Source organism: Mycobacterium sp. IDUB_24 (genome assembly GCF_055419385.1).
In genome coordinates this window covers 24,565-45,174 of sequence record NZ_JBVAXO010000001.1, presented here as the reverse complement: position 1 = coordinate 45,174, position 20,610 = coordinate 24,565, and the positions used below count along the sequence as shown (strand labels likewise).

The window sequence follows — 20,610 nt, the reverse complement described above, 5'->3', positions numbered from 1 at the left end:
ACGACGCTCGATCACGCGGCACGCCGTGCGGTGGTGAGGTGGCTGAGCAGGTTCAGGGTGCGCTCACGCGATGCGGCCCGCCCGGCGCGGTCCTCGCCGACGGCGACCGGTTGGGCCCAGATGTCAGTGGCGCCGGCCTCGACGAGTTGCTCCAGTTGCCGCTGGATTGACCGTTCATCGCCGACTACGGCGACATCGGCCGGGCTCGATCCGCCACCGATTTCGATGATCCGGCGGTAGTTGGGCATCGCCGCGTAGATTCCGGCCGTCGCCGCGACTGCGGAGCGGGCCTGATCCTCGTCGTCGTGCACGGCCACCGGAAGTCCGGCGATGATGCGGGGCGCGGGGCGACCGGCTGCCGCTGCGGCAGCCGAAATACGTGGCGCAATGAGTTTTTCGATCGCCGCCGCTGAGGCCATCCACAGTATGGTCCCGTCGGCGTACTCCCCCGCGATACGCAACATCCGGGGCGACAGCGCCGACAGGAGTACCGGCACGGACACGGGCGACGGCCCGGCCGAGACGTGGGCGCTCCAGTCACGTCCCGTGAAGTCGACGGCATTGCCGCGTAGGAGTTCGGTGACGATACGCAGATACTCCTCGGTGTTCAGGCCGGGCCGGTCGTAGGAAATACCGAAGACGTCGCGGATGAGCGGCGCGTGCGACGGACCGAGACCGAGCGTGAATCCTGGTCGTCCCATTGCTTCGGCCGCGGCTGCGGCACGATTGGCCTGCAGGATGGGATGGCACGGATAGGTCTGCAGTACCGCGGTCCCCAGTTCGATACGAGTGGTTTCCCTACCTGCGATGGCCATGGCGGTGAGCGGGTCGCGCAAGACGCTGCTGGCGTACCACAGCGCCGTGAAGCCGCGTTCCTCCGCGTCGCGGGCCTGCTGGACGACCTTCTCGGTGGTGGAGCCGCCGCCCGTGAGTCCGATGCGCATCGTGTGTCGCCGCCTTAGAAGAGTTGGTCATACTTCTGCATCAGCTCGTAGATGTCATCGTCGATACCGAGATCGAGAGCGCTGAACATCCTTGCGAGCGTGTCGTATCCGCCGACGGTGAAGATCAGGTCGAGTAGCTGTTGCTTGTCGAGTTCGGCCGCCAGCACACCCCAGGTGGCTTCGCTGATAGTGCCGTCGATGATGAGTTCGTCGACGGCACGCAGCATCGCCGATTCCACAGCGCTCCAGAACGGTGCGTCCGGCCCGTAGGCGATGCGGCCGATCTCCTCGTCGCTCAAACCCGCGTCCCGCGCGACGAACAGGTGCTGCGCCCATTCGTAGCCGCATTTGCGGACCACGGCGATGCGCATGATGAGCAGTTCACGATGGCGCTCGCTCAGTGTTGTCGCCAGCAGCAGATGGCCGTTGAAGGTGAAGTACGCCTGTGCCAGCGCGGGGTGGTGAGCCAGGGTTCCGAGCACCTTGAGCGCCTTGGGCCGGTCGGTGGTCGGAAGTGGTTCGTGCCGCGGGTTGGGTGGCCGCAATGCCGCCAGCGCGGCGCGCATCTCGGGCGGAAAGTCTCGTGGCCGGAGAGGTTCGATTCGTGGTGGCTTATCCGCTGACCTCACGCGATCTCCTCCTCACCGACGAGCGTGGTGCGGTGCATCAAACGCGGCGAGGCCGGCTCGTAAGGGATTGCGCGGTGCAGCATTCCGGTGTTGTCCCACACGACCAGATCACCCACGGTCCATCGGTGTCGCAGCACGAATAGCGGTTGAGTCGTCCAGTCCAGCAACTCGTCGAGGAGCGCGCGGCCGTCTTCGGGTGTCATGCCGACGATCTCGCCGGCCGTCGCACCGATCAGCAGCGAGTGGCGTCCGTCGCGGTGGCGCCACACCAGGGGATGCTCGCGGGACGGCGCGCGGTTCCACGCCGCCCGCTGCTCGGGTGTGGGTTCGGGATTGAGCAGCAGTTGTGAGGCGGCCACGCTGTGGACCACCCGGAAGGCGGCCAGGTCCGCTTTCCTCGTCTCTGTCAGTGCGTCGTAGGCGGCATAGGTGTTGGCGAACTCGGTGTCGCCGCCGTCGTCGGCGACATCACGTGCGGTGAGCAACGTGGCCTTCTGGGGAACGTCGTCCATCAAACCGTCGGCGTGCCAGAAGATGGTGCTGCGCCGTAGGCCGGCCAAGTGGCTTTTGGCCGGATCCAGGCTCACCGGCGAGATCTCCGGATAGTCCGGGTGCGCACCGGCTTTGGCGATCACCACCTCGCCGAGCGCCCGGCTGAACGTCACCAGATCGGAGTCGGATATGTGCGCTTCGCGATAGACGACGACACCGTGGCGTTTCAGGAGTTCTCGGCACTGTTCGGTGATCTGTGGAGTGCGGAAGTCCTCGGTGGAGAGTCCGGATACCGCGACACCGATGGCGTCGGAGATCGGAGTGAAGCTGGTCATTGTCAGTCCTTGGTCGTGCCGGTGGCTGGGGTGAACTCGAGGTGGAGGTCGGTCAGGCCGCGGATGATGTAGGTCGGGTCGTAGTTGTAGCGGCGTTGCCCGGCGGCCCCGTGATGCTCCTCGGAAATCGTCAGGGTCGACGTGCGGTCCAGGAAGCGCTCCAGCGTCACTCGCCCTTCGGCTCGGGCCAGCGGACCACCGGGGCAGGAATGCGCGCCGCGCCCGAATGCGATGTGTTCGCGCACATTTGACCGATGGAGCTGGAGTTCGTCCGGTCGGGGAAACTTCCGCGGATCCCGGTTGGATGCCCCAGGGTGCAGCATGATCGTCGTGCCGGCGGGAACGGTGACGTCACCGAGTCGGGTGGTCTTCTGCGTCATGCGGAAGTCGCTCATCGTCGGACTCTCCAAACGAAGCACTTCCTCGATGAAGTCGCCGATTCTGCCGCGATCTGCGCGCAGTTCGGCTTGCAGATCCTGATCTTCGGCCAGGAATCGCAGAGCGGATGCCAGCAGTCGCGAGGAGGTGTCCTGGCCCGCGCCGAACAGGAACGTCGCCAAGCGGACGAGTGCCTGCACCTCGGGTAACGATCCGTCGGGATAGGTCGAGGTGGCAAGCGCGGTGAGCACGTCGTCGCGGGGCTGTTCGCGACGCTCCTCGATGTATCCACTGAAGGTGTCGTACATGTACTCCAACGGATTCTCGGGTAGCGGTGAATCACCGCCCACGGCGGCGACGTGTTGCCCCGTGAAGATCTTGCGGAAGTGGTCGCGGTCCTGCTGCGGGACTCCGAGCAGGTCGGCGATCACCATGGTGGTGAACGGCTTCCCGTATTCCGCAACGAGCTCGAAGCGTCCGTTGCCGATGAACGTATCAATGCACCGGTCTGCCATGCCAGCCATCTGGGACTCGTTGTCCTTCAATCGCTTCGGCGTCATCAACCTCCGCAGCAGACTGCGCTCGTCGTCGTGGGCCGCGCCGTCCTTCGTGACCATGAACTCGTTGAACACCCAGTGTTCACGGTTGTTCTGTACTGCGTCGGTGATGTCGTCGACACCCGGCTCGACAGGAAATGGCGGAAACGGGCCACCCATCGCGTTGCACGACGAGAAGGTTGCATCATCCCGATAGACCGTGACCGCTTCGTCGTAGCCGGTGACAGCCAGCACCCCGGGTTGTGCGATCAGGTGCACCGGGCACCGCTGCCTGAGGTCATCGAAGTACGCATAAGGATCGGTGATCACTTCCTGGTCGGTGAAGATATCCACCCCGGTGACGTGGTCGGTCATGGCAAATGCCCTCTCCTGGGTTGCGTCCCCGCCGGACTGACATGTTTTATTAGGCGATCGCCTAGTAAACTATTCAGGCATATGCCTAACACCTGGGCACGGCATGGGTCAAGGGATCATGGGAGATCGCCGCCATCTGGGCGGCGGGAACAGGACGACTGCGATGGCCGCATCACGCGGAACCGGCAAACGGGACACCGGCACCAGGGACAAGCTGGTTGATGCGACAGCCGAGATCATGCTCGAGGAGGGCTACGCTGCGGCGACATCGCGCCGCGTGGCCGAGAAAGTCGGCGTGCAACGGGCGGTGGTCTACTACTACTTCCCCACCATGGACGACCTGTACTTGGCTGTTCTGCACAGAGGCGCCCAGCGCAGTCTGGAGGCGCAGCGGGAAGCGCTGAACTCGGGCACACCGCTACATGCCTTGTGGGACATGACAATCGATCCGAGAGGGTCGCGCCTGACCATGGAATTCATGGCCTTGGGAAATCACCGCAAAGAGATTCGCGCGGAATTGGCCGCGGGAGCCGAGCGCTTCCGGGAGGCACAGGTCGCGGCTTTGACGGTCATCCTTCGCGATCACGCGTCGGCGGCACTGGACCCCGAGGTGGTGTCGGTTCTCCTCGCCAGCATCGGAAGCCTCATCACCATCGAGGCCAGACTGGGGATCACCACCGGGCATGAGCGGACCCTGCAACTCGTCAGCGACTACCTCGCCCGCGTCGAGGTTCCGGCTTCGGGGGCGACCGACTCGGTCGCGGAAAACCTATAGCGCCAATTTGACTAGGCGGTCGCCTAGTAAAATGGGGACCGGAATGCAGATCTAAAGCCGGTCGAGGTGATCGAGCCGCCGCCGAAATCGCACTCAGGGACAAGAATCGCGAGAAACTTGTCCCTGAGCGCAATTTCGACGAAAAGGAACGCTAAACCGCGTGCTGATCGGCGACCTCGAACGCCTTGTCGAGGATCGCCAGACCCTCGCGCACCTCTTCCGCCGTCACGTTGCACGGCGGCACGACGTGGATGCGGTTGTAGTTGGCGAACGGCAGCAGGCCGTTAGCCTTGCACGCGCCGACGACGGCGTTCATCGCCGGGCTGGAGCCGCCGTAGGGTGCCAACGGTTCCCGGGTCTGCTGGTCGGCGACGAGTTCGACGGCCCAGAACACACCGGCACCGCGAACCTCACCGATGCTGCGGTGCTTGGCGGCCAGCTCGGCCAGGCCGGGCCCGATGACCTCGGCGCCGATCTTGGCCGCGTTCTCGACCATGCCCTCGTCGGCCATCGCATTGATGGTCGCCACGGCGGCCGCGGTGGCCAGCGGGTGCCCGGAGTAGGTCAGCCCACCCGGGTAGGCGCGATGCGCGAACGTCTCGTAGATGGCCGGGCTGATGGCGACACCGCCGAGCGGCACGTATCCGGAGTTCACGCCCTTGGCGAAGGTGAGCAGATCGGGTACCACATCGAAATGCTCGATGGAGAACCACTTTCCGCTGCGCCCGAATCCCGCCATCACCTCGTCGGCGATGAACACGATGCCGTAGCGGTCGCAGATCTCCCGCACCCCGGCCATGTATCCGGGCGGGGGCACCATGATGCCCGCGGTGCCCGGGATGGACTCCAGGATGATCGCGGCGATGGTGGCCGGGCCCTCCATCTGGATCAGCTTGTCGAGGTACTCCAGCGCGCGCTGGGATTCCTGTTCCTCGGTCTCGGCGTAGAACGACGAGCGATAGAGAAACGGTCCATTGAAGTGCACGGTGCCGGCGTTGCCGTGGTCGTTGGACCAGCGGCGCGGGTCACCGGTGAGGTTGATCGCAGTGTCGGTGCCACCGTGATAGGAGCGGTAGCGCGAGAGCACCTTGTAGCGGCCGGTGTGCAGGCGGGCCATCCGGACCGCATGCTCGACCGCGTCGGCACCGCCGTTGGTGAAGAACACCTTGTTCAGCTCACCGGGGGTACGCTCGGCAACCAGCCGGGCCGCCTCCGAGCGTGCCGAGTTGGCGTACTGCGGGGCCACCGTGCACAGCTTGGCAGCCTGCTCGGCAATGGCGGCAACAACTTTCGGGTGCTGGTGACCGATATTGGTGTTGACCAACTGGCACGAGAAGTCCAGTAGGCGGTTGCCGTCGCCGTCCCACACATACGAGCCCTGGGCGGCGGTGATCGTCATCGGCGAGATCTCCTCCTGCGCCGACCAGGAATGGAACACGTGTGCGCGGTCGAGTTCATAGGCCCGCGCGGCCTCGGCCTTCGCCGCGTCGACGGTCAACCCGTTGGGCAGCGCGACGGAGGATTGAATCGCAGTCATGGGTGAAATTCTCTCACTTGTTCTCGGGGAACCCGAGGTTGATACCCCCGTGGCTGGGGTCCAGCCAGCGGGTGGTGATGGCCTTGGTACGGGTGAAGAAGTGCACGCCTTCTGCACCGTGCGCGTGGCTGTCACCGAACAGCGAAGCCTTCCAGCCGCCAAAGCTGAAGTAGGCCATCGGAACCGGGATCGGCACGTTGATGCCGACCATGCCGACCTCGACCTCGTTCTGGAAACGCCGAGCGGCACCACCGTCGTTGGTGAAGATCGCCGTCCCGTTGCCGTAGGGGTTGTTATTGATCAACGCAAGAGCCTCGTCGTAGGTCTCGACCCGCAACACCGACAGCACCGGGCCGAAGATCTCGTCGGTGTAGACGCTCATCTCGGGGGTGACGTTGTCGAGCAGGGTCGGGCCCAGCCAGAAGCCGCCCGAATCCCGTTGACCCGCCCCGTCCAGGACGGTACGACCGTCGACCACGACCTTTGCACCGTCGGCCTCGCCGGCATCGATGTAAGAGGCCACCTTGTCGCGGTGGACCTTGGTAACGAGCGGACCCATGTCCGAATCCTGGGTTCCGTCACCCGTCTTGATCGTGGCGGCGCGCTCGGCGATCTTGGCCACCAGATCGTCGGCGATCGGGCCGACGGCCACCGCGGCCGAGATTGCCATGCAGCGTTCACCAGCCGAACCGAAACCAGCGTTGACCATGGCGTCAGCGGCCAGATCCAGGTCAGCGTCGGGCAGGATCACGGCGTGGTTCTTGGCCCCGCCGAGAGCCTGCACGCGCTTGCCGGCCGCGGTGGCGGTGGCGTAGACGTACTGGGCGATCGGGGTGGAGCCGACGAAGGAGATCGCCTTGATCTTGGGGTTGGTCAGCAGCTCGTCGACCGCGGTCTTGTCACCCTGCAGCACGTTGAACACGCCTTCGGGCAGGCCGGCCTCGGCCCACAGGCGAGCCATCCACAGCGACGACGACGGATCCTTCTCCGACGGCTTGAGCACCACGGTGTTGCCCGCGGCGATGGCGATCGGGAAGAACCACATGGGCACCATGGCCGGGAAGTTGAACGGCGAGATGACGCCGACCGGCCCCAGCGGCTGCAGGACGGAGTGCACGTCCACGTTGGTCGAGGCGTTTTCGGTGAAACCGCCTTTGAGCAGGCTCGGGATGCCGCAGGCGAACTCGACGACCTCGAGCCCCCGGCTCACCTCACCGAGCGCATCGGAGAGCACCTTGCCGTGCTCGGCGGTGATGAGCGCGGCCAACTCCTCCTTGCGGGCGTTGAGCAGTTCCCGGAAGGCGAACAGGACCGAGGTGCGCTTGGCCAGCGACGTGTCACGCCAGGCCGGGAACGCCGCCGCCGCGGCCTCGATCACCGCACGCGCGTCATCCACACTGGCCAGCGCGACCTCACCGGTCACCGCGCCCGTCGCCGGATTGGTCACCGGGGCGGTGGCCGTCGACGTCCCGGCAAAGACCTTGCCGTCGCGCCAGTGCTGGATGACATTGCTCATGGGTCCGAACCTTCCTGTGGCATTAGGAGTACGGCTATAACTCTGAGCCAACAGCAGCAATCCGGGCGCTGTCATCTTGTAAGCTTGGTTGCCTAGTTCATTACACTTTGTAAATGATCCCGACCGTGCGTGACGTCGTCGAGCTCCCCGTGGTGCAGGCCGGTCAACCTGAGGTACTGAGCGCGCAACAACTGGACCGGGCGGTGCGCTGGGTCCACGTCAGCGACATGCCCGACCTCGCCGGACTGCTGCAGGGCGGCGAGCTGGTGCTCACCACCGGTTCTGCCCTGCGCGATGAACCGCGTGACTACTTGGACCGGATGCGGCGAGCCGGCGTCGTCGGCGTGGTGGTGGAACTGGGCACCCGCATCGAAACCCTTCCCGCCGGCGTCGGCGAGATCGCCCAAGCCCTCGGTCTGGCGCTCGTGGTGCTGCATCGGGAGACCAAGTTCGTCGAGGTCACCGAGGCGGTGCACCGGCTCATCGTGGCCGATCAGTACGAGGAACTCGAGTTCGCCCACCGCACCCACAAGACCTTCACCGAGTTGAGTATGAAGCGCCCGTCGATGGCGGACATCGTGCGCGCAGCGGCCGAGATGATCAACGAATCGGTGGTTCTCGAGGATCTGTCCCGCCAGGTGCTGGCGATCTCACCCCGCAACGAGCCGGCCACCGCGGTACTGGCCGACTGGCAACGCCGGTCCAGGGCGATGACCGAGGGGTGGGCCACCACCGCCGTCGGCCCGCGGGCCGAGGAATGGGGCCGGCTGATCGTCCCGCACGCCCCGGCTGCCCCGGCCAAAGCCAAGATGGTCCTGGAACGGGCGTCGCAAGCGCTAGCGCTGCACCGCATGGCCGAGCGCGGCCGGTCCGGCCTCGAACATCAGGCCCAGAGCGGGCTGATCGACGACGTCCTCGCCGAGCGGATCGCCGACGACCGCGACGCCGACGCCCGTGCCCTCGCCCTCGGCCTGCGGGCCACCGGGCCGTACCTGCCGGCTACGGTCCGCGTGGGTGCGCCACCGGACCGGCTCGACCCGGTCGGCACGCAACGCCGCAACATCCAGATCCTCGATGCGGTCGCCCACACCGTGAAAGCTCAAGGGCACAGCGCGATCTGCTCGATCAGACGCGATGGTGAGATCGGCCTGGTGCTGGCGTTGACCCCGCGGCGCGGCCTCAGCGCCGACGCCACGCTGAGCCGCCTGGCCGAAGGTTGGCGGGAGGCCATCGACCGTGGCGGCGACACGGACAAGGTCGTGGTCGCGCTCGGGGGCGACGCTGCGGCGTTCGCCGATGCCGTCCACGGGTTGAGGGAAGCGGCGCACGTGGCCGAAGTTGCCGCGTCGATGCCGGATCCGGCCCGTCCGTTCGTACGCGCCTCGGATGTCCGGCTGCGCGGATTGATCACGCTGCTGCTCGACGATCCGCGCGTCCAGACGTTCGCCGAAACCGAACTCAAGGCCGTGCTGATCCACGATGCCGCCCACGGCAGCGACGACATGGAAGTACTGCGCGGTTACCTGGAACTCGCGGGCAACAAGTCCGCACTGGCCAAACGGCTGCACATGAGCCGCCCGGCGCTCTACAGCCGGTTGGCCTCGATCGAACGACGGCTCGGCGTCAACCTCGACGACGGCGAATCGATGACCTCCTTGCACGTGGCGCTACTCGTGCTCGACGCGCAGCACACTGCGGCCCCGCTGCCACCACGCTGAGCCATCCGGGATCCATACTGAACCGATGGCTGACCGCAACGTGCTGGGCGGCGCGCTCGAAGAGTGCGGCACCGACCCGCTGACCGGCTTCTACCGCGACGGGTGCTGCTCGACCGGCGACGCCGACGAGGGCCGGCACACCATCTGCGCTGTCGTGACCACCGAATTCCTCGAACACCAGCGGTCGATCGGCAACGACCTCTCGACACCGGCACCTCAGTACCGGTTTCCGGGTCTGATGCCCGGGGACCGCTGGTGTGTCACCGCGCTCAACTGGCTGCGCGCTCATGATGACGGCAAGGCGGCCCCGGTGGTGCTGGCCGCTACCCACGAACGCACCCTGGACGTGGTGCCCCTCGACGTCCTTCAGCAGTACGCCGTCGACGTGCCCGACGACCTGGGCAGTCTGTGACGCTCCGTAGGCTCGAGATGTGAGCGTCGCATCCGACCCGACCGTCATCCTGGACAACCGCTTCGCCCGCGCGCTGCCCGAGATGGCCGTGGCCTGGCAGGCCGAACCCGCACCGGCACTGCGGTTGCTGGTGCTCAACGCGACGTTGGCGGCCGACCTCGGCCTCGACGCGTCCTGGCTGCGCAGCCCCGACGGCCTCGGCCTGTTGTCGGGCACCGTCGTTCCCGACGGCGCCACCCCGGTTGCGCAGGCCTATGCCGGGCATCAGTTCGGCGGGTACGTCCCGCGACTGGGCGATGGCCGCGCCCTGCTTCTGGGAGAGTTCGTCGACGCCGACGGCGTTCCCCGCGACCTGCATCTCAAAGGGTCGGGACGCACTCCGTTCGCCCGCGGGGGCGACGGACTGGCCGTCGTCGGACCCATGTTGCGGGAGTACATCGTGAGCGAGGCGATGCACGCCATGGGCATCCCCACGACCCGCGCCCTGGCCGTGGTGGCCACCGGACGGGACGTCCGGCGCGAAACCCTGCTGCCCGGGGCGGTGCTGGCCAGGATCGCCGGCAGCCACCTACGGGTCGGAAGCTTCCAGTACGCGAGCGCGCACGCGCAGGCCGTCGGCGACATCGCGTTGCTGCGCCGTCTGGCCGACCACGCCATCGCGCGGCACTATCCCGACGCGGCCGACGCCGAGAACCCCTACCTGGCGCTGTACGAGGCGGTCGTCTCGGCACAGGCCGCGCTGCTGGCCCAATGGATGCTCGTCGGCTTCGTCCACGGCGTCATGAACACCGACAACATGACCATCTCCGGCGAGACCATCGACTACGGTCCGTGCGCCTTCATGGAAACCTTCGATCCCGCAACGGTATTCAGCTCGATCGACCATGGCGGTCGGTACGCCTACGGCAATCAGCCGAACGCGGCCGCGTGGAACCTGGCCCGCTTCGCCGAGACCCTGCTGCCCCTGCTCGCCGACGAGGGCGACCAGGCCGTCGAGCTGGCCACCCGAGCACTGCACGAGTTCGGGCAGAAGTTCGACGCGGCATGGTCGGCCGGAATGCGCGCCAAGCTCGGACTGCCCGGCGATGTCTCCGACGAGGCGGCCCGCGCGCTGATCGATGACCTGCTTGTTCTGTTGCAGCAGAACCGAACTGACTACACGTCGTTCTTTCGCGATCTCAGCCGTGCTGCGCGCGCAGAGGCCCCCATCGACGGCGGATTCGACGAGTGGCTGGCACGGTGGACCGCCGTTCGCCCTGACACCGCCGCGATGGACCGCGTCAACCCCGTCTACATTCCCCGCAATCACCTGGTCGAGGAGGCGTTGACCGCGGCGACCGCCGATGATCTGCAACCCCTCCAGGACCTCATGGGTGCCCTCTCGGCGCCCTGCGATGAGCGCCCCGGGCTCGAGCGATATGCCGCACCAGCACCCGACGACTTCGGCGCCTACCGCACGTTCTGCGGAACTTGAGGATCAGCCGCTACCGTGGGTCGGGTGACGACGATCACCATGGACACCCCGGCCGGTCCGATCGACGCTCTGCTGAGTGTCCCCGGTGACGCAGGGCCGTGGCCCGGGGTGGTGATCATCCATGACGCGATCGGCTACGCCCCCGACAACGAGGCGATCTCCGAACGCATCGCCGCCGCCGGCTATCTTGCGCTCACACCGAATCTCTACGCACGCGGCGGTCGGGGCCGGTGCATCACCCGGGTGATGCGGGAACTGATGACCCAGCGCGGCCGGGCACTCGACGACATCCTGGCCGCCCGCGATCACCTGCGTGCGCAACCGGAGTGCACCGGAACTGTCGGTATCGCCGGCTTCTGCATGGGCGGGCAGTTCGCACTGATCCTGGGCCCCAAAGGATTTGGTGCCTCAGCACCGTTCTACGGCACCCCGCTGCCCCGGCGACTGGACCAGACGTTGGACGCCTCGTGCCCGGTGGTGGCCAGCTTCGGTCGCCGCGACCCCATGGGGATCGGCGCGCCCGCCCGTCTCCAGCGCATCGTCGACGACAAGAACATCCCGTCCGATATCAAGGTCTACCCCGATGCGGGTCACAGCTTCGCCAATCAGCTGCCCGGGCAGGCGATCCTGCGGATCACCGGCTTCGGCTACAACGAGGCCGCCACCGCCGACGCATGGTCGCGCGTGTTCGCGTTCTTCGGTGAGCACCTGAGCGCTAAAGCCAACTGAGCCCGGCCACCACCAGAGCCTGGGTCCCGGTGTCCAGGGTCGGCTGGAGTACCGGGGCAAACCGCGGCGAATGGTTCACCGGAATGTCCGCACTCACGCGATCGGCGGCTGCCGCCGTGCGGTAGGTCTGCGCGTCGATGCCGCCGACCGCCCAGTACGTGTACGGAGCACCCAACGCGGTGGGGATATCGCTGAAATCCTCACTGGCAGCCTGCGCACCCATCGTGGCGGCCCGGGAACCGAAGAACTCGGCGAACCCTGCATGCACCCGGTCGGTGACAGCGTCATCGTTGACCGTCAGCGGAAAGCTGGCGTACAGCTCGAATTCGGGTTCGCGCGGCGAGTCGGATGCCTGACATTCGGCAACGACGATGCGGCGGATCGCAGCGAGCACTGCAGCGCGCACCGACACGTCGTAGGTCCGCAGGTTGAGTTCCAGCACCGCGTGGTCGCCGATGACATTGCTCTTGGTCCCCGAGTGAATGCTGCCAACCGTTAGCACTACCGTCTCGGTAGGTGCCACCTCGCGCGAGACGATCGTCTGCAGCCGGATGACGATCATCGCCGCCAGGACCACCGGATCCACGGTCGCCTGTGGCATCGACCCGTGGCCGCCGCGTCCGTAGACGGTGATTCGCATGCTGTCCGCCGCCGCCAGTACCGGGCCGTTGCACACCGCGACGTGTCCGGCGGGCGCGGGCATGACGTGCTGAGCCAGCGCCACATCGACCGGACCGATCAGATCGGCCAGACCATCGTCGACCATCCCCGACGCGCCATCACCGACCTCCTCGGCCGGTTGGAAGAGGGCAATCACGGTGCCCTGCCAGTGATCTGTTGCCCGGGCGAATAATTCGGCCGCTCCCAGCAGGCAGGTCACGTGGACGTCGTGCCCGCAGGCATGCATGACTCCCTCGTGAGTGCTCGCGTACGGCAGCCCCGTCGCCTCAGTCACCGGCAGCGCGTCCATATCGGCGCGCATCAGCACCCGCGGGCCGTCGCCGTTACCCAGAACACCGACCACACCCGTCCCACCGACGCCTTCGTGGACGGTCAGGCCGGAATCCCGTAGCCGCGCAGCCACCACGCCGGCGGTACGCCGTTCCTGATGGGAGAGTTCGGGATTCTGGTGCAGGTCCCGGTAAAGGGGCTCCTGCCACGTGCGAACCTCGGGCAAGCGCGTCAGCACCGCGTCGGCGCGACGGCGAACATCGTCCCGGTTACTGATCGTCGCCACCGCCTGCTCCTCCGCCCGCTGCTACTCCGGCAACCGCAATTCGGGCTTTTCGACCTCTTCGATGTTCACGTCCTTGAACGTGATGACGCGCACCTGCTTGACGAATCGGGCCGGGCGATACATGTCCCATACCCAGGCATCGGCGAGCCTCAATTCGAAATAGACCTCGCCCTCGGAGTTACGCGGAATCAGCTCCACGCTGTTGGCGAGGTAGAACCGGCGCTCAGTCTCAACGACATAGCTGAACTGCCCGACGATGTCCTTGTATTCGCGGTAAAGCGAGAGCTCCATCTCGGTTTCATACTTCTCGAGATCCTCGGCGCTCATCTGGTGTGCTGTCCTTCTCGTTGTACTGATGCCCTGTCGACCATCTTTGCGTACGTCACTTCAGCATGCCGCATTGGTGCCACATCCCGTCGCGCGTCTGTCATCTCTGCGGCCCGCCGCACATCTGCCGTCTCTGCGGCCCGCCGCACATCTGCCGTCTCTGCGGCCCGCCGCACGTTCACATACGAGTGGCGGTGCTCCGAACACGGCCCCAACTCCGTCAACGCCGCCGAGTGCGCCGGCGTGCTGTATCCCTTGTGCTCGGCGAACCCGTAGCCGGGATGATGCTGCTCCATCTCGACCATCAACCGATCCCGGCTGACTTTGGCGAGCACGCTGGCCGCCGCGATGCAGGCCGCCGCGGCATCTCCGCCGATCACCGGCAAGGACGGCACCGCCAGGCCCGGCACCCGAAACCCGTCGGACAGCACATACCCGGGCCGCAGGGACAACCCCGCCACCGCACGTCGCATGCCCTCGATATTGGCCACGTGAACACCGAGCCGGTCTACCTCATCGGACGGGATGAACACCACGTGATATGCCAGCGCATACCGGCGAATCAGAGGAAACAGCCGCTCCCGCTCCCGCTCAACCAACTTCTTGGAATCGTCGAGAGAGGCGAGGCTGTCCATCCGATTGGGTCCGAGCACACACGCCGCCACCACCAGAGGTCCCGCGCAGGCCCCGCGGCCCACCTCGTCCACTCCGGCGACCGGGCCGAGACCGTTGCGATACAACGCGGATTCCAGGGTGCGCAGACCAGATGATCTCCGGATCACCGTTCGCGGCGGCCACGACGCCTTCGCCACTGGAGGCACAGGGCAGCTCCTAGGAGTCGGTCTGTGGGTTCACGCCGTTGATACCGCCCCATCGGGACGGTGGCCAGGCGATGAACCGCGCCTTTCCGATCACATTCTCCACCGGAACGGTGCCGGCCATCGCATCGCCGGTACACAACAGGCCCTTTTGCCCGTCGGCGGGCAGATTGCTGCAGTGGAACCGTGAATCTGCCGAATGGGTCCGGTTGTCACCCATCACCCACAGTCGGTCCGGCGGGATGGTGACCGGACCGAACTCAGGGCCGAGGCACGGATAGATTCCCGGATCGGCCATCATGGTGGCCGGGTCCAGATAAGGCTCGTTCAGCTGTTTACCGTCGACGGTCAGACCGGAATCGGCACGGCACTGCACCGTTTGGCCACCCACCGCGATGACCCGCTTGACCAAGTCGTTCTCATCGGGCGGCACGAAGCCCACGAAAGAGAGGGCATTCTGCACCCACCGGATCGCAGTGTTGTCCGAACGGATCGACTTGTAGCCGATGTTCCACGACGGCGGGCCCTTGAACACCACCACATCGCCGGGCTCCGGCTTGGAGAACCGGAAGGTGACCTTGTCGACCATGATCCGGTCACCCACGCACCCGGCGCAGCCGTGCAGCGTGGGTTCCATGGATTCCGACGGGATCAGATACGGACGCGCGATGAACGTCAGCGTCACGTAATAGAGCACCAGGGCGATAGTCGCCAAAATGGCGATTTCGCGGGCCGTGGAGTGCTTGCCCTTGGTGGACTCGTCGTGCGACGCGTCCGAAGACTCCACTGAATCAGAATCGATGTCCGAATCGGACTCGATGCTGCCCTCCGGGCGCGCGTCGGCAGAGTCGGTGGGTCCGGTCACAGGCACCACAGTAGCGAGCGTTGTGACCGGTCCCGGGACGGGAGCATCGTCAGGCGGAGCAGCGCGCTCAGCGCTTTTCCTTGATCTTCGCCTTCTTGCCGCGCAGTTCGCGCAGGTAGTAGAGCTTGGCGCGACGCACGTCACCGCGGGTCACGACATCGAGGTGGTCGATGTTGGGCGAATGCACCGGGAAGGTGCGCTCGACGCCGACGCCGTAGCTCTCCTTACGCACGGTGAAGGTCTCGCGGATGCCGCCGCCCTGGCGACGGATCACGACACCCTTGAAGACCTGGATGCGCTCCTTCGAGCCCTCGATCACCTTCACGTGAACGTTCACGGTGTCGCCGGGGCTGAAGGTCGGGATGTCGTCGCGCAGCGACGCCTGATCGACGAAGTCCAGCGTGTTCATCGGTGACACTTCCTTGTTGTTCGCGGCTCCGGACGGGCGCGCACATGGCGCGCAGCCGAAGCTATTTTCGGGTGTATCGGGTTGCATCTCGCAGCGGAACGCGGACAAGCCGGCCCAGTCCTGCGCAGACAACTGCTCAATTGTGCCAGACGGGTCCCCATACCGTGAAATCCGGCGGGTCGGTCCACCCGTTCGGCCCAACTCCTGCACCATACTGCGAGCACTACTAACCACGCGGGCCGAGGGGCGAACCGTTAGGCTTCACCCACCGATGCGCCGGTCCTGCAGAGCCCATCGGGTTTCGTTGACGGTTCAAGGAGGACCATGCGACGGCGGCCGTCGAAGCCGATGCTGGCGAGCGCAGTCAGCATGACTGCAGTGGTCGCGATGGCGGTCGTGACGGTCGGCTGCGAAGCCCGGGTCTACGGAACGCCCCCGGCGCCGGCCGGGGCGCCGCAACTGACCGTCGTCGTCCCGCAGGGCAGCCTGGCTCCGCTCCCCGAGGCGCCGCCCGGAGAACCTGCCGCCGCCTTCATGGGCATCGAGGACCGCGCGCAACAGGCCACCCAGGACGCCGCCGACGCCGGCGCCGAGATCACACTGCTGGTGCTCGACCGCAACACCGGCCAACTGGTGTCCAACGGAAACGGGACCACCATCGCCATTGCGTCGGTGGTGAAGTTGTTCATCGCCGATGACCTGCTCCTGCAGGAGGCCAAGGGCCAGACCGTCCTGAGCCCGGAGGACCGCGAAAACCTCGACGTGATGCTGCGGTCGTCCGACGACAGCGCCGCCGAGGTCTTCTGGAACCGCAGCGGCGGCAGCGCGATCGTCAACCGGGTGGCTGCCCGCTACGGCTTGGGCTCGACGCGCCCACCGAGCGACGGGCGGTGGTGGAACACCATCAGCACCGCGGCCGACCTGGTGCGCTACTACGACATGATGATGAACGGCAGCGGCGGTCTGCCCGCCGAACAGGCCAACGTCATCCTTTCCAACCTGGCCCAGTCCACCCCGAACGCCATCGACGGCACGCAACCGGGTGGCATCTACCCTCAGCGATTCGGCATCCCCGAAGGCCTCTACGCCGAACCGGTCGCGGTCAAGCAGGGCTGGATGTGCTGCATCGGTTCGGACTGGATGCACCTGTCCACCGGAGTGATCGGCGCCGACCGACGCTTCATCATGGTGATCGGCTCGCTGCAGCCCACCAACGCCGCCACCGCGCGCGACACCATCACCGACGCCGTCAAGACGATGTTCCCCGGCGGTCGGATCTAGGATTCGTCGAGCAGATCGGGCCTGCGCTCCCGCGTGCGTTGCAACGACTGCTCCTGGCGCCACGCCGCGACCTTGGCGTGATCCCCCGACAGCAGCACCTCGGGCACATCCAGCCCACGCCAGCTCTGCGGACGGGTGTAGCTGGGCCCCTCAAGCAGGCCGTCGGAATGCGAATCCTGTTGGTGCGATGCGGGGTTACCCAAAACATCGGGCATCAACCGGACCACCGCCTCGATCATGACCAGCGCCGCCGACTCGCCCCCGTTGAGGACGTAGTCACCGATGGAAATCTCTTCGACCCGCATCCGGCGGGCGGCGTCGTCGACCACCCGCTGGTCGATCCCCTCGTACCGTCCGCACGCGAACACCAGGTGCGACTCCGCACTCCAGCGCTCGGCAACGGACTGGGTGAAGGGACGGCCCGCCGGCGTCGGCACAACCAAAAGTGTTTTCTCAGAACATATTTCGTCGAGCGCCTCGCCCCATACGGGGGCTTTCATGACCATCCCCGGGCCGCCGCCGTACGGCGAGTCATCCACCGACCGGTGCACGTCCCGCGTCCAGTTCCGCAGGTCATGCACGGCAATCGAGAGTATTCCGGCGTCAATCGCCTTGCCCGGCAACGACTGCCGGATCGGATCGAGATAGGCCGGGAAGATCGTGAGGACGTCGATGTGCACAGTGCGGCCCGTCAGACCAGGTCCAGATTCAGCAGACCGTCCGGAGGTTCGATGACGACAGTTCCGGTATCCCGGGACACCGACGTGACGATGGCGCTGACGAACGGCACGAGTATTTCGCGGCCATCGGCATCTGCCTTGACCGACAACAGCTCTCCGGCCGCGGTGTGCAGTACCTCACGGACCGCCCCCACCGCGGTGCCGTCGGCCGTGACGACCCGCAGTCCTTCGAGCTCGTGGTCGTAGAACTCGTCGGGGTCATCGATCGCGGGCAGGTCGGCGGTATCGACGATGAACACCGTGCCGCGCAACGCATCGGCCGCATTGCGGTCGGCGATACCGGCCAGACGAATCAGTAGCCGACCAGCATGATCCCGCACGGAATCGACCGAGAAAGTGCGCTCGGTGCCCCCCTTGGCGCGGCCCCGAAGGACCACGCCAGGGAAGAACCGGGCGTCCGGGTCGTCGGTGCGGACCTCGACGACGAGCTCGCCGGTAATGCCGTGAGCTTTGACAACCCGCCCGACAACCAGGTCCATGAATCCGACGCTACTGGTCGGTGTCCACCACGTCGACGCGAATACCGCGCCCACCGATGCCTGCGACCAGGGTCCGCAGCGCAGTGGCCGTGCGGCCGCCGCGCCCGATGACCTTGCCCAGGTCATCGGGGTGCACGTGCACCTCGACGGTCCGCCCACGGCGGCTGGTGACCATGTCGACACGTACGTCGTCGGGATTGTCCACGATGCCGCGGACCAGGTGCTCGACGGCGTCGACCACGACAGAACTCACTGCGATGCTCAGCTCTCGCTTGCGGCGTCGTCGGCAGCGGCCTCAGCAGCCGGCGCCGCAGCCTCGGCGGTTTCGGCTGCAGCCTCGTCCTGCTGATCCTTCTTGGCGGGAGCCTTCTTCTTCTTGGGCGTGACAGCAGCCGCACCGCCGCCGCTCTCGACCTCGGCCAGCGCCGCGTTGAACAGGTCCAGCTTGGACGGCTTGGGCTCCTTGACCTTCAGCGTGCCCTCGGCGCCCGGCAGGCCCTTGAACTTCTGCCAGTCACCGGTGATCTTCAGCAGGGCCAGAACCGGCTCGGTGGGCTGAGCACCGACGCCCAACCAGTACTGCGCGCGCTCCGAATCGATCTCGATCAGGCTCGGCTCTTCCTTCGGGTGGTAACGGCCGATGACCTCGATGGAGCGGCCTTCGCGGCGGGTGCGCGCGTCGGCGACAGCGATGCGGTACTGGGGGTTACGGATCTTGCCAAGCCGGGTGAGCTTGATCTTGACAGCCATGTGTAAGCACTTCTCCTTGAGTGTCACGCTGCAATTCGGCGATGCGGGCGGAATTGCCCGATCCGGTTTTGCCTTACGTGTGTGACCGCCGCGCAGCGCATTGAACGAGTCGCGCGGCAGACAGCGCCCAATTGTGCCAGAGCAGGCAGTACTGACCAAAATTGTGCGCGGTCAGACGACCTTGTCGAAACACTTGGTCTCGACGCGGCGGCTCATCCGCCAACCGTCGGCGGTCCGCACGAACTCGTCCTCGTACCAGAGCCCGCAGAACAACACCTGTTGCTCCAGCCCCGGCAGCACCATGGGGTTGAAGCAGATGGTGCGCGAAGATGCGGTGTCGCCGGCCGCGTCGTACTTGATGCGCACATCGAAGTTCCCGAGCATGTGGGCGTAGGCCGGAAAGTTCGGCAACACTTCGGCCAGCCAGGCCTTGACCTCCGGGTATCGGCCATCGATGCCGCCCATTGCCCGGTAGTCGATATAGGCATCGGAGGTGAACACCACATCGAGGTCATCGAACAGTCGGCGGTCTATCGCCGTGGAGTAGTCGATCAACAACTGCTGGATCTCAAGACGGTCCGAAATCTCTTCCAGGCTCAGCACCATTCGATTCAACACCACGTCACGTATGCGGTCCCTCCGAAGGCGGCCAATGCTCCCCTGGCGAGGCGTCACCCGGTTCGGTGAAATCGCCGCGGGACAGCGGCACCCACTGCTCGCTGGGCGCCGGCTGTTTCGAGGACGGGAAATCACGCAGCGCACCGGTCGGGCTGGAATCCCACGCCTCGAACGTCAACGGTGTCTGCAGCCAGGCATTCAGCAGAAGATAGGTGGCCTCCAACGAGTCCAGGTGAGTCCGTTCCCAGCCGTGGCTGCCGTCCAGACCGAAACCCACCAGCGCCGCCCGGGTACCTGCGCCCGCTTCGATGGCAGCCGCCGCGTCGGACCGGTAGTACCGGAACACGTCACGCGCGAACGGAATGCCCTGCCCCTTGGCCAGGCGGCAGAGCTTGCGGGTCAGGTGATAGTCGAACGGGCCGTGCAGATCGGCCATCGGGATCGTCACACCGTGCTCGATCGAGTGCTGTCCGGGGGCGCAGACCGCGTTGTCGACCGAGACCAGTTCGGCCACATCGGGCGGAAGCCCGTGACTTGCGCCGTGCCCCACCTCCTCGGTGATGGTCACCATCAGCGTCGCCCGGTGCGGCAGCACGATCTTCTGCTCGGCGATGGTCTTGGCCAGAGCCAACGCGACCGCCACCCCGGCTTTCCCGTCGAGGTGCCGGGACACCACGAAGCCATCCTCGGTGAGTTCGGGGCTGGCGATCAGCGCGACGAAGTCACCCACGTTCAGCCCCAGACGTTCCAGATCCGCACGGGTCGCCACGTTGCGGTCCACCCGGACCTCGACGTGCTCCCAGTCGGTGGGCTGGGTGTCGATCTCGTCTCCGTATGCGTGCCCGCTGGCCTTGAGCGGCATGATCGTGCCCGTGAAGAACTCGTCTGGGTCGTCGGAGAAGATCCGCACCCGGGCCCCCGCGGCGAACCGCGCGGAGAACGTACCGACCGGGACCAACTCGAGACGGCCGTTGTCCTTCAGATCCCGGACCATGCACCCGATGGTGTCGGAGTGCACCACCAGCGCCCGGTCGATGGTTGGCGACTCACCCGGCAGTTCGGCGGTCAACGCGCCGCGCCGGGTCAGGGTGAACGGCACGCCGAGGTCGTTGAGAATGTCGCCGATCAACTGCATCACGGCGTCGGTTCGTCCCGACGGGCTCGGGGTCTGCAGCAACGCCAGCAGAGTGTCGACCATCCACTTGCGTTCCGCCTCCGGCATGGTGGCAGGTTCGG

The 20,610-nt window shown here is 66.2% G+C and carries 23 protein-coding genes; 6 read left to right on the top strand and 17 right to left on the bottom strand.

Annotation, left to right across the window (positions count from 1 at the left end; translation table 11 throughout):
• Positions 1 to 11: 11 nt before the first annotated feature.
• From ACZYZF_RS00220 to ACZYZF_RS00205, 4 genes are read right to left on the bottom strand one after another with little or no spacing between them, the layout of a single operon-like run.
• Positions 12 to 944 (bottom strand): TIGR03564 family F420-dependent LLM class oxidoreductase, encoded by a 933-nt coding sequence (locus ACZYZF_RS00220; protein ID WP_463745353.1) that lies wholly within the window; start codon positions 942 to 944, stop codon positions 12 to 14.
• Positions 945 to 958: 14 nt separating this feature from the next.
• A complete protein-coding gene (locus ACZYZF_RS00215; RefSeq protein WP_463745958.1) occupies positions 959 to 1,510 on the bottom strand; it encodes a carboxymuconolactone decarboxylase family protein in 552 nt (183 codons plus the stop codon).
• A 59-nt stretch (positions 1,511 to 1,569) separates the two neighbouring features.
• Complete coding sequence (locus ACZYZF_RS00210; protein WP_463745352.1) at positions 1,570 to 2,400, bottom strand: TauD/TfdA dioxygenase family protein; 831 nt, start codon at positions 2,398 to 2,400, stop codon at positions 1,570 to 1,572.
• 2 nt (positions 2,401 to 2,402) lie between these two features.
• Positions 2,403 to 3,689, bottom strand: a complete 1,287-nt coding sequence (locus ACZYZF_RS00205; protein ID WP_463745351.1) for a cytochrome P450 — start codon at positions 3,687 to 3,689, stop codon at positions 2,403 to 2,405.
• A gap of 163 nt (positions 3,690 to 3,852) precedes the next feature.
• Here ACZYZF_RS00205 and ACZYZF_RS00200 point away from each other — a divergent pair, with 163 nt between their 5' ends.
• Positions 3,853 to 4,464, top strand: a complete 612-nt coding sequence (locus ACZYZF_RS00200) for a TetR/AcrR family transcriptional regulator (RefSeq protein ID WP_463745350.1) — start codon at positions 3,853 to 3,855, stop codon at positions 4,462 to 4,464.
• A gap of 151 nt (positions 4,465 to 4,615) precedes the next feature.
• Here ACZYZF_RS00200 and ACZYZF_RS00195 read toward each other — a convergent pair whose 3' ends face one another.
• Both ACZYZF_RS00195 and ACZYZF_RS00190 read right to left on the bottom strand, forming a co-directional pair.
• On the bottom strand, positions 4,616 to 6,001 hold the full coding sequence (locus ACZYZF_RS00195) for an aminotransferase class III-fold pyridoxal phosphate-dependent enzyme (RefSeq protein WP_463745349.1): 1,386 nt from the start codon (positions 5,999 to 6,001) through the stop codon (positions 4,616 to 4,618).
• A 13-nt stretch (positions 6,002 to 6,014) separates the two neighbouring features.
• Complete coding sequence (locus tag ACZYZF_RS00190) at positions 6,015 to 7,517, bottom strand: CoA-acylating methylmalonate-semialdehyde dehydrogenase (protein ID WP_463745348.1); 1,503 nt, start codon at positions 7,515 to 7,517, stop codon at positions 6,015 to 6,017.
• A 113-nt stretch (positions 7,518 to 7,630) separates the two neighbouring features.
• Here ACZYZF_RS00190 and ACZYZF_RS00185 point away from each other — a divergent pair, with 113 nt between their 5' ends.
• Genes ACZYZF_RS00185 through ACZYZF_RS00170 form a run of 4 tightly spaced genes read left to right on the top strand, consistent with a single transcriptional unit; the run spans position 7,631 to position 11,850 of the window.
• A complete protein-coding gene (locus ACZYZF_RS00185) occupies positions 7,631 to 9,235 on the top strand; it encodes a PucR family transcriptional regulator (RefSeq protein WP_463745347.1) in 1,605 nt (534 codons plus the stop codon).
• 25 nt (positions 9,236 to 9,260) lie between these two features.
• On the top strand, positions 9,261 to 9,647 hold the full coding sequence (locus ACZYZF_RS00180) for a DUF2237 family protein (RefSeq protein ID WP_463745346.1): 387 nt from the start codon (positions 9,261 to 9,263) through the stop codon (positions 9,645 to 9,647).
• 19 nt (positions 9,648 to 9,666) lie between these two features.
• Positions 9,667 to 11,121 (top strand): protein adenylyltransferase SelO, encoded by a 1,455-nt coding sequence (locus ACZYZF_RS00175; protein WP_463745345.1) that lies wholly within the window; start codon positions 9,667 to 9,669, stop codon positions 11,119 to 11,121.
• A gap of 24 nt (positions 11,122 to 11,145) precedes the next feature.
• Entirely contained in the window at positions 11,146 to 11,850 is a 705-nt protein-coding gene (locus tag ACZYZF_RS00170; protein ID WP_463745344.1) for a dienelactone hydrolase family protein, read from the top strand.
• Here ACZYZF_RS00170 and ACZYZF_RS00165 read toward each other — a convergent pair.
• The 5 genes from ACZYZF_RS00165 to rplS all read right to left on the bottom strand — a co-directional run bounded on the left by ACZYZF_RS00165 (position 11,837) and on the right by rplS (position 15,506).
• Positions 11,837 to 13,039 (bottom strand): amidohydrolase, encoded by a 1,203-nt coding sequence (locus ACZYZF_RS00165; RefSeq protein ID WP_463745957.1) that lies wholly within the window; start codon positions 13,037 to 13,039, stop codon positions 11,837 to 11,839. The genes ACZYZF_RS00170 and ACZYZF_RS00165 overlap by 14 nt on opposite strands.
• 69 nt (positions 13,040 to 13,108) lie before the next feature.
• Complete coding sequence (locus ACZYZF_RS00160; protein ID WP_003881082.1) at positions 13,109 to 13,414, bottom strand: DUF2469 domain-containing protein; 306 nt, start codon at positions 13,412 to 13,414, stop codon at positions 13,109 to 13,111.
• Positions 13,411 to 14,226 carry a ribonuclease HII gene (locus tag ACZYZF_RS00155; RefSeq protein WP_463835098.1) on the bottom strand — a complete coding sequence of 272 codons (816 nt, stop codon included), beginning with the start codon at positions 14,224 to 14,226 and terminating at the stop codon, positions 13,411 to 13,413. The genes ACZYZF_RS00160 and ACZYZF_RS00155 overlap by 4 nt, the downstream gene beginning before the upstream one ends.
• A gap of 19 nt (positions 14,227 to 14,245) precedes the next feature.
• On the bottom strand, positions 14,246 to 15,097 hold the full coding sequence (gene lepB, locus ACZYZF_RS00150; RefSeq protein WP_463834243.1) for a signal peptidase I: 852 nt from the start codon (positions 15,095 to 15,097) through the stop codon (positions 14,246 to 14,248).
• Between the two features lie 67 nt (positions 15,098 to 15,164).
• Positions 15,165 to 15,506 carry a 50S ribosomal protein L19 gene (rplS, locus tag ACZYZF_RS00145; RefSeq protein WP_029111328.1) on the bottom strand — a complete coding sequence of 114 codons (342 nt, stop codon included), beginning with the start codon at positions 15,504 to 15,506 and terminating at the stop codon, positions 15,165 to 15,167.
• A 324-nt stretch (positions 15,507 to 15,830) separates the two neighbouring features.
• Here rplS and ACZYZF_RS00140 point away from each other — a divergent pair, with 324 nt between their 5' ends.
• Entirely contained in the window at positions 15,831 to 16,787 is a 957-nt protein-coding gene (locus tag ACZYZF_RS00140; protein WP_463745342.1) for a serine hydrolase, read from the top strand.
• On the opposite strand, the gene trmD is transcribed toward ACZYZF_RS00140, so the two are convergent.
• From trmD to ACZYZF_RS00110, 6 genes are all read right to left on the bottom strand, one after another.
• Complete coding sequence (gene trmD / locus ACZYZF_RS00135) at positions 16,784 to 17,467, bottom strand: tRNA (guanosine(37)-N1)-methyltransferase TrmD (RefSeq protein ID WP_463745341.1); 684 nt, start codon at positions 17,465 to 17,467, stop codon at positions 16,784 to 16,786. The genes ACZYZF_RS00140 and trmD overlap by 4 nt on opposite strands.
• An 11-nt stretch (positions 17,468 to 17,478) precedes the next feature.
• Complete coding sequence (gene rimM, locus ACZYZF_RS00130; protein WP_463745340.1) at positions 17,479 to 18,006, bottom strand: ribosome maturation factor RimM; 528 nt, start codon at positions 18,004 to 18,006, stop codon at positions 17,479 to 17,481.
• Between the two features lie 10 nt (positions 18,007 to 18,016).
• A complete protein-coding gene (locus ACZYZF_RS00125) occupies positions 18,017 to 18,259 on the bottom strand; it encodes an RNA-binding protein (protein WP_003881089.1) in 243 nt (80 codons plus the stop codon).
• Positions 18,260 to 18,267: 8 nt separating this feature from the next.
• Positions 18,268 to 18,756 (bottom strand): 30S ribosomal protein S16, encoded by a 489-nt coding sequence (rpsP, locus tag ACZYZF_RS00120; protein WP_463745339.1) that lies wholly within the window; start codon positions 18,754 to 18,756, stop codon positions 18,268 to 18,270.
• 171 nt (positions 18,757 to 18,927) lie between these two features.
• Entirely contained in the window at positions 18,928 to 19,359 is a 432-nt protein-coding gene (locus ACZYZF_RS00115; RefSeq protein WP_463745955.1) for a nuclear transport factor 2 family protein, read from the bottom strand.
• A gap of 19 nt (positions 19,360 to 19,378) precedes the next feature.
• Complete coding sequence (locus ACZYZF_RS00110; RefSeq protein ID WP_463745954.1) at positions 19,379 to 20,596, bottom strand: osmoprotectant NAGGN system M42 family peptidase; 1,218 nt, start codon at positions 20,594 to 20,596, stop codon at positions 19,379 to 19,381.
• Between the last annotated feature and the right edge of the window lie 14 nt (positions 20,597 to 20,610).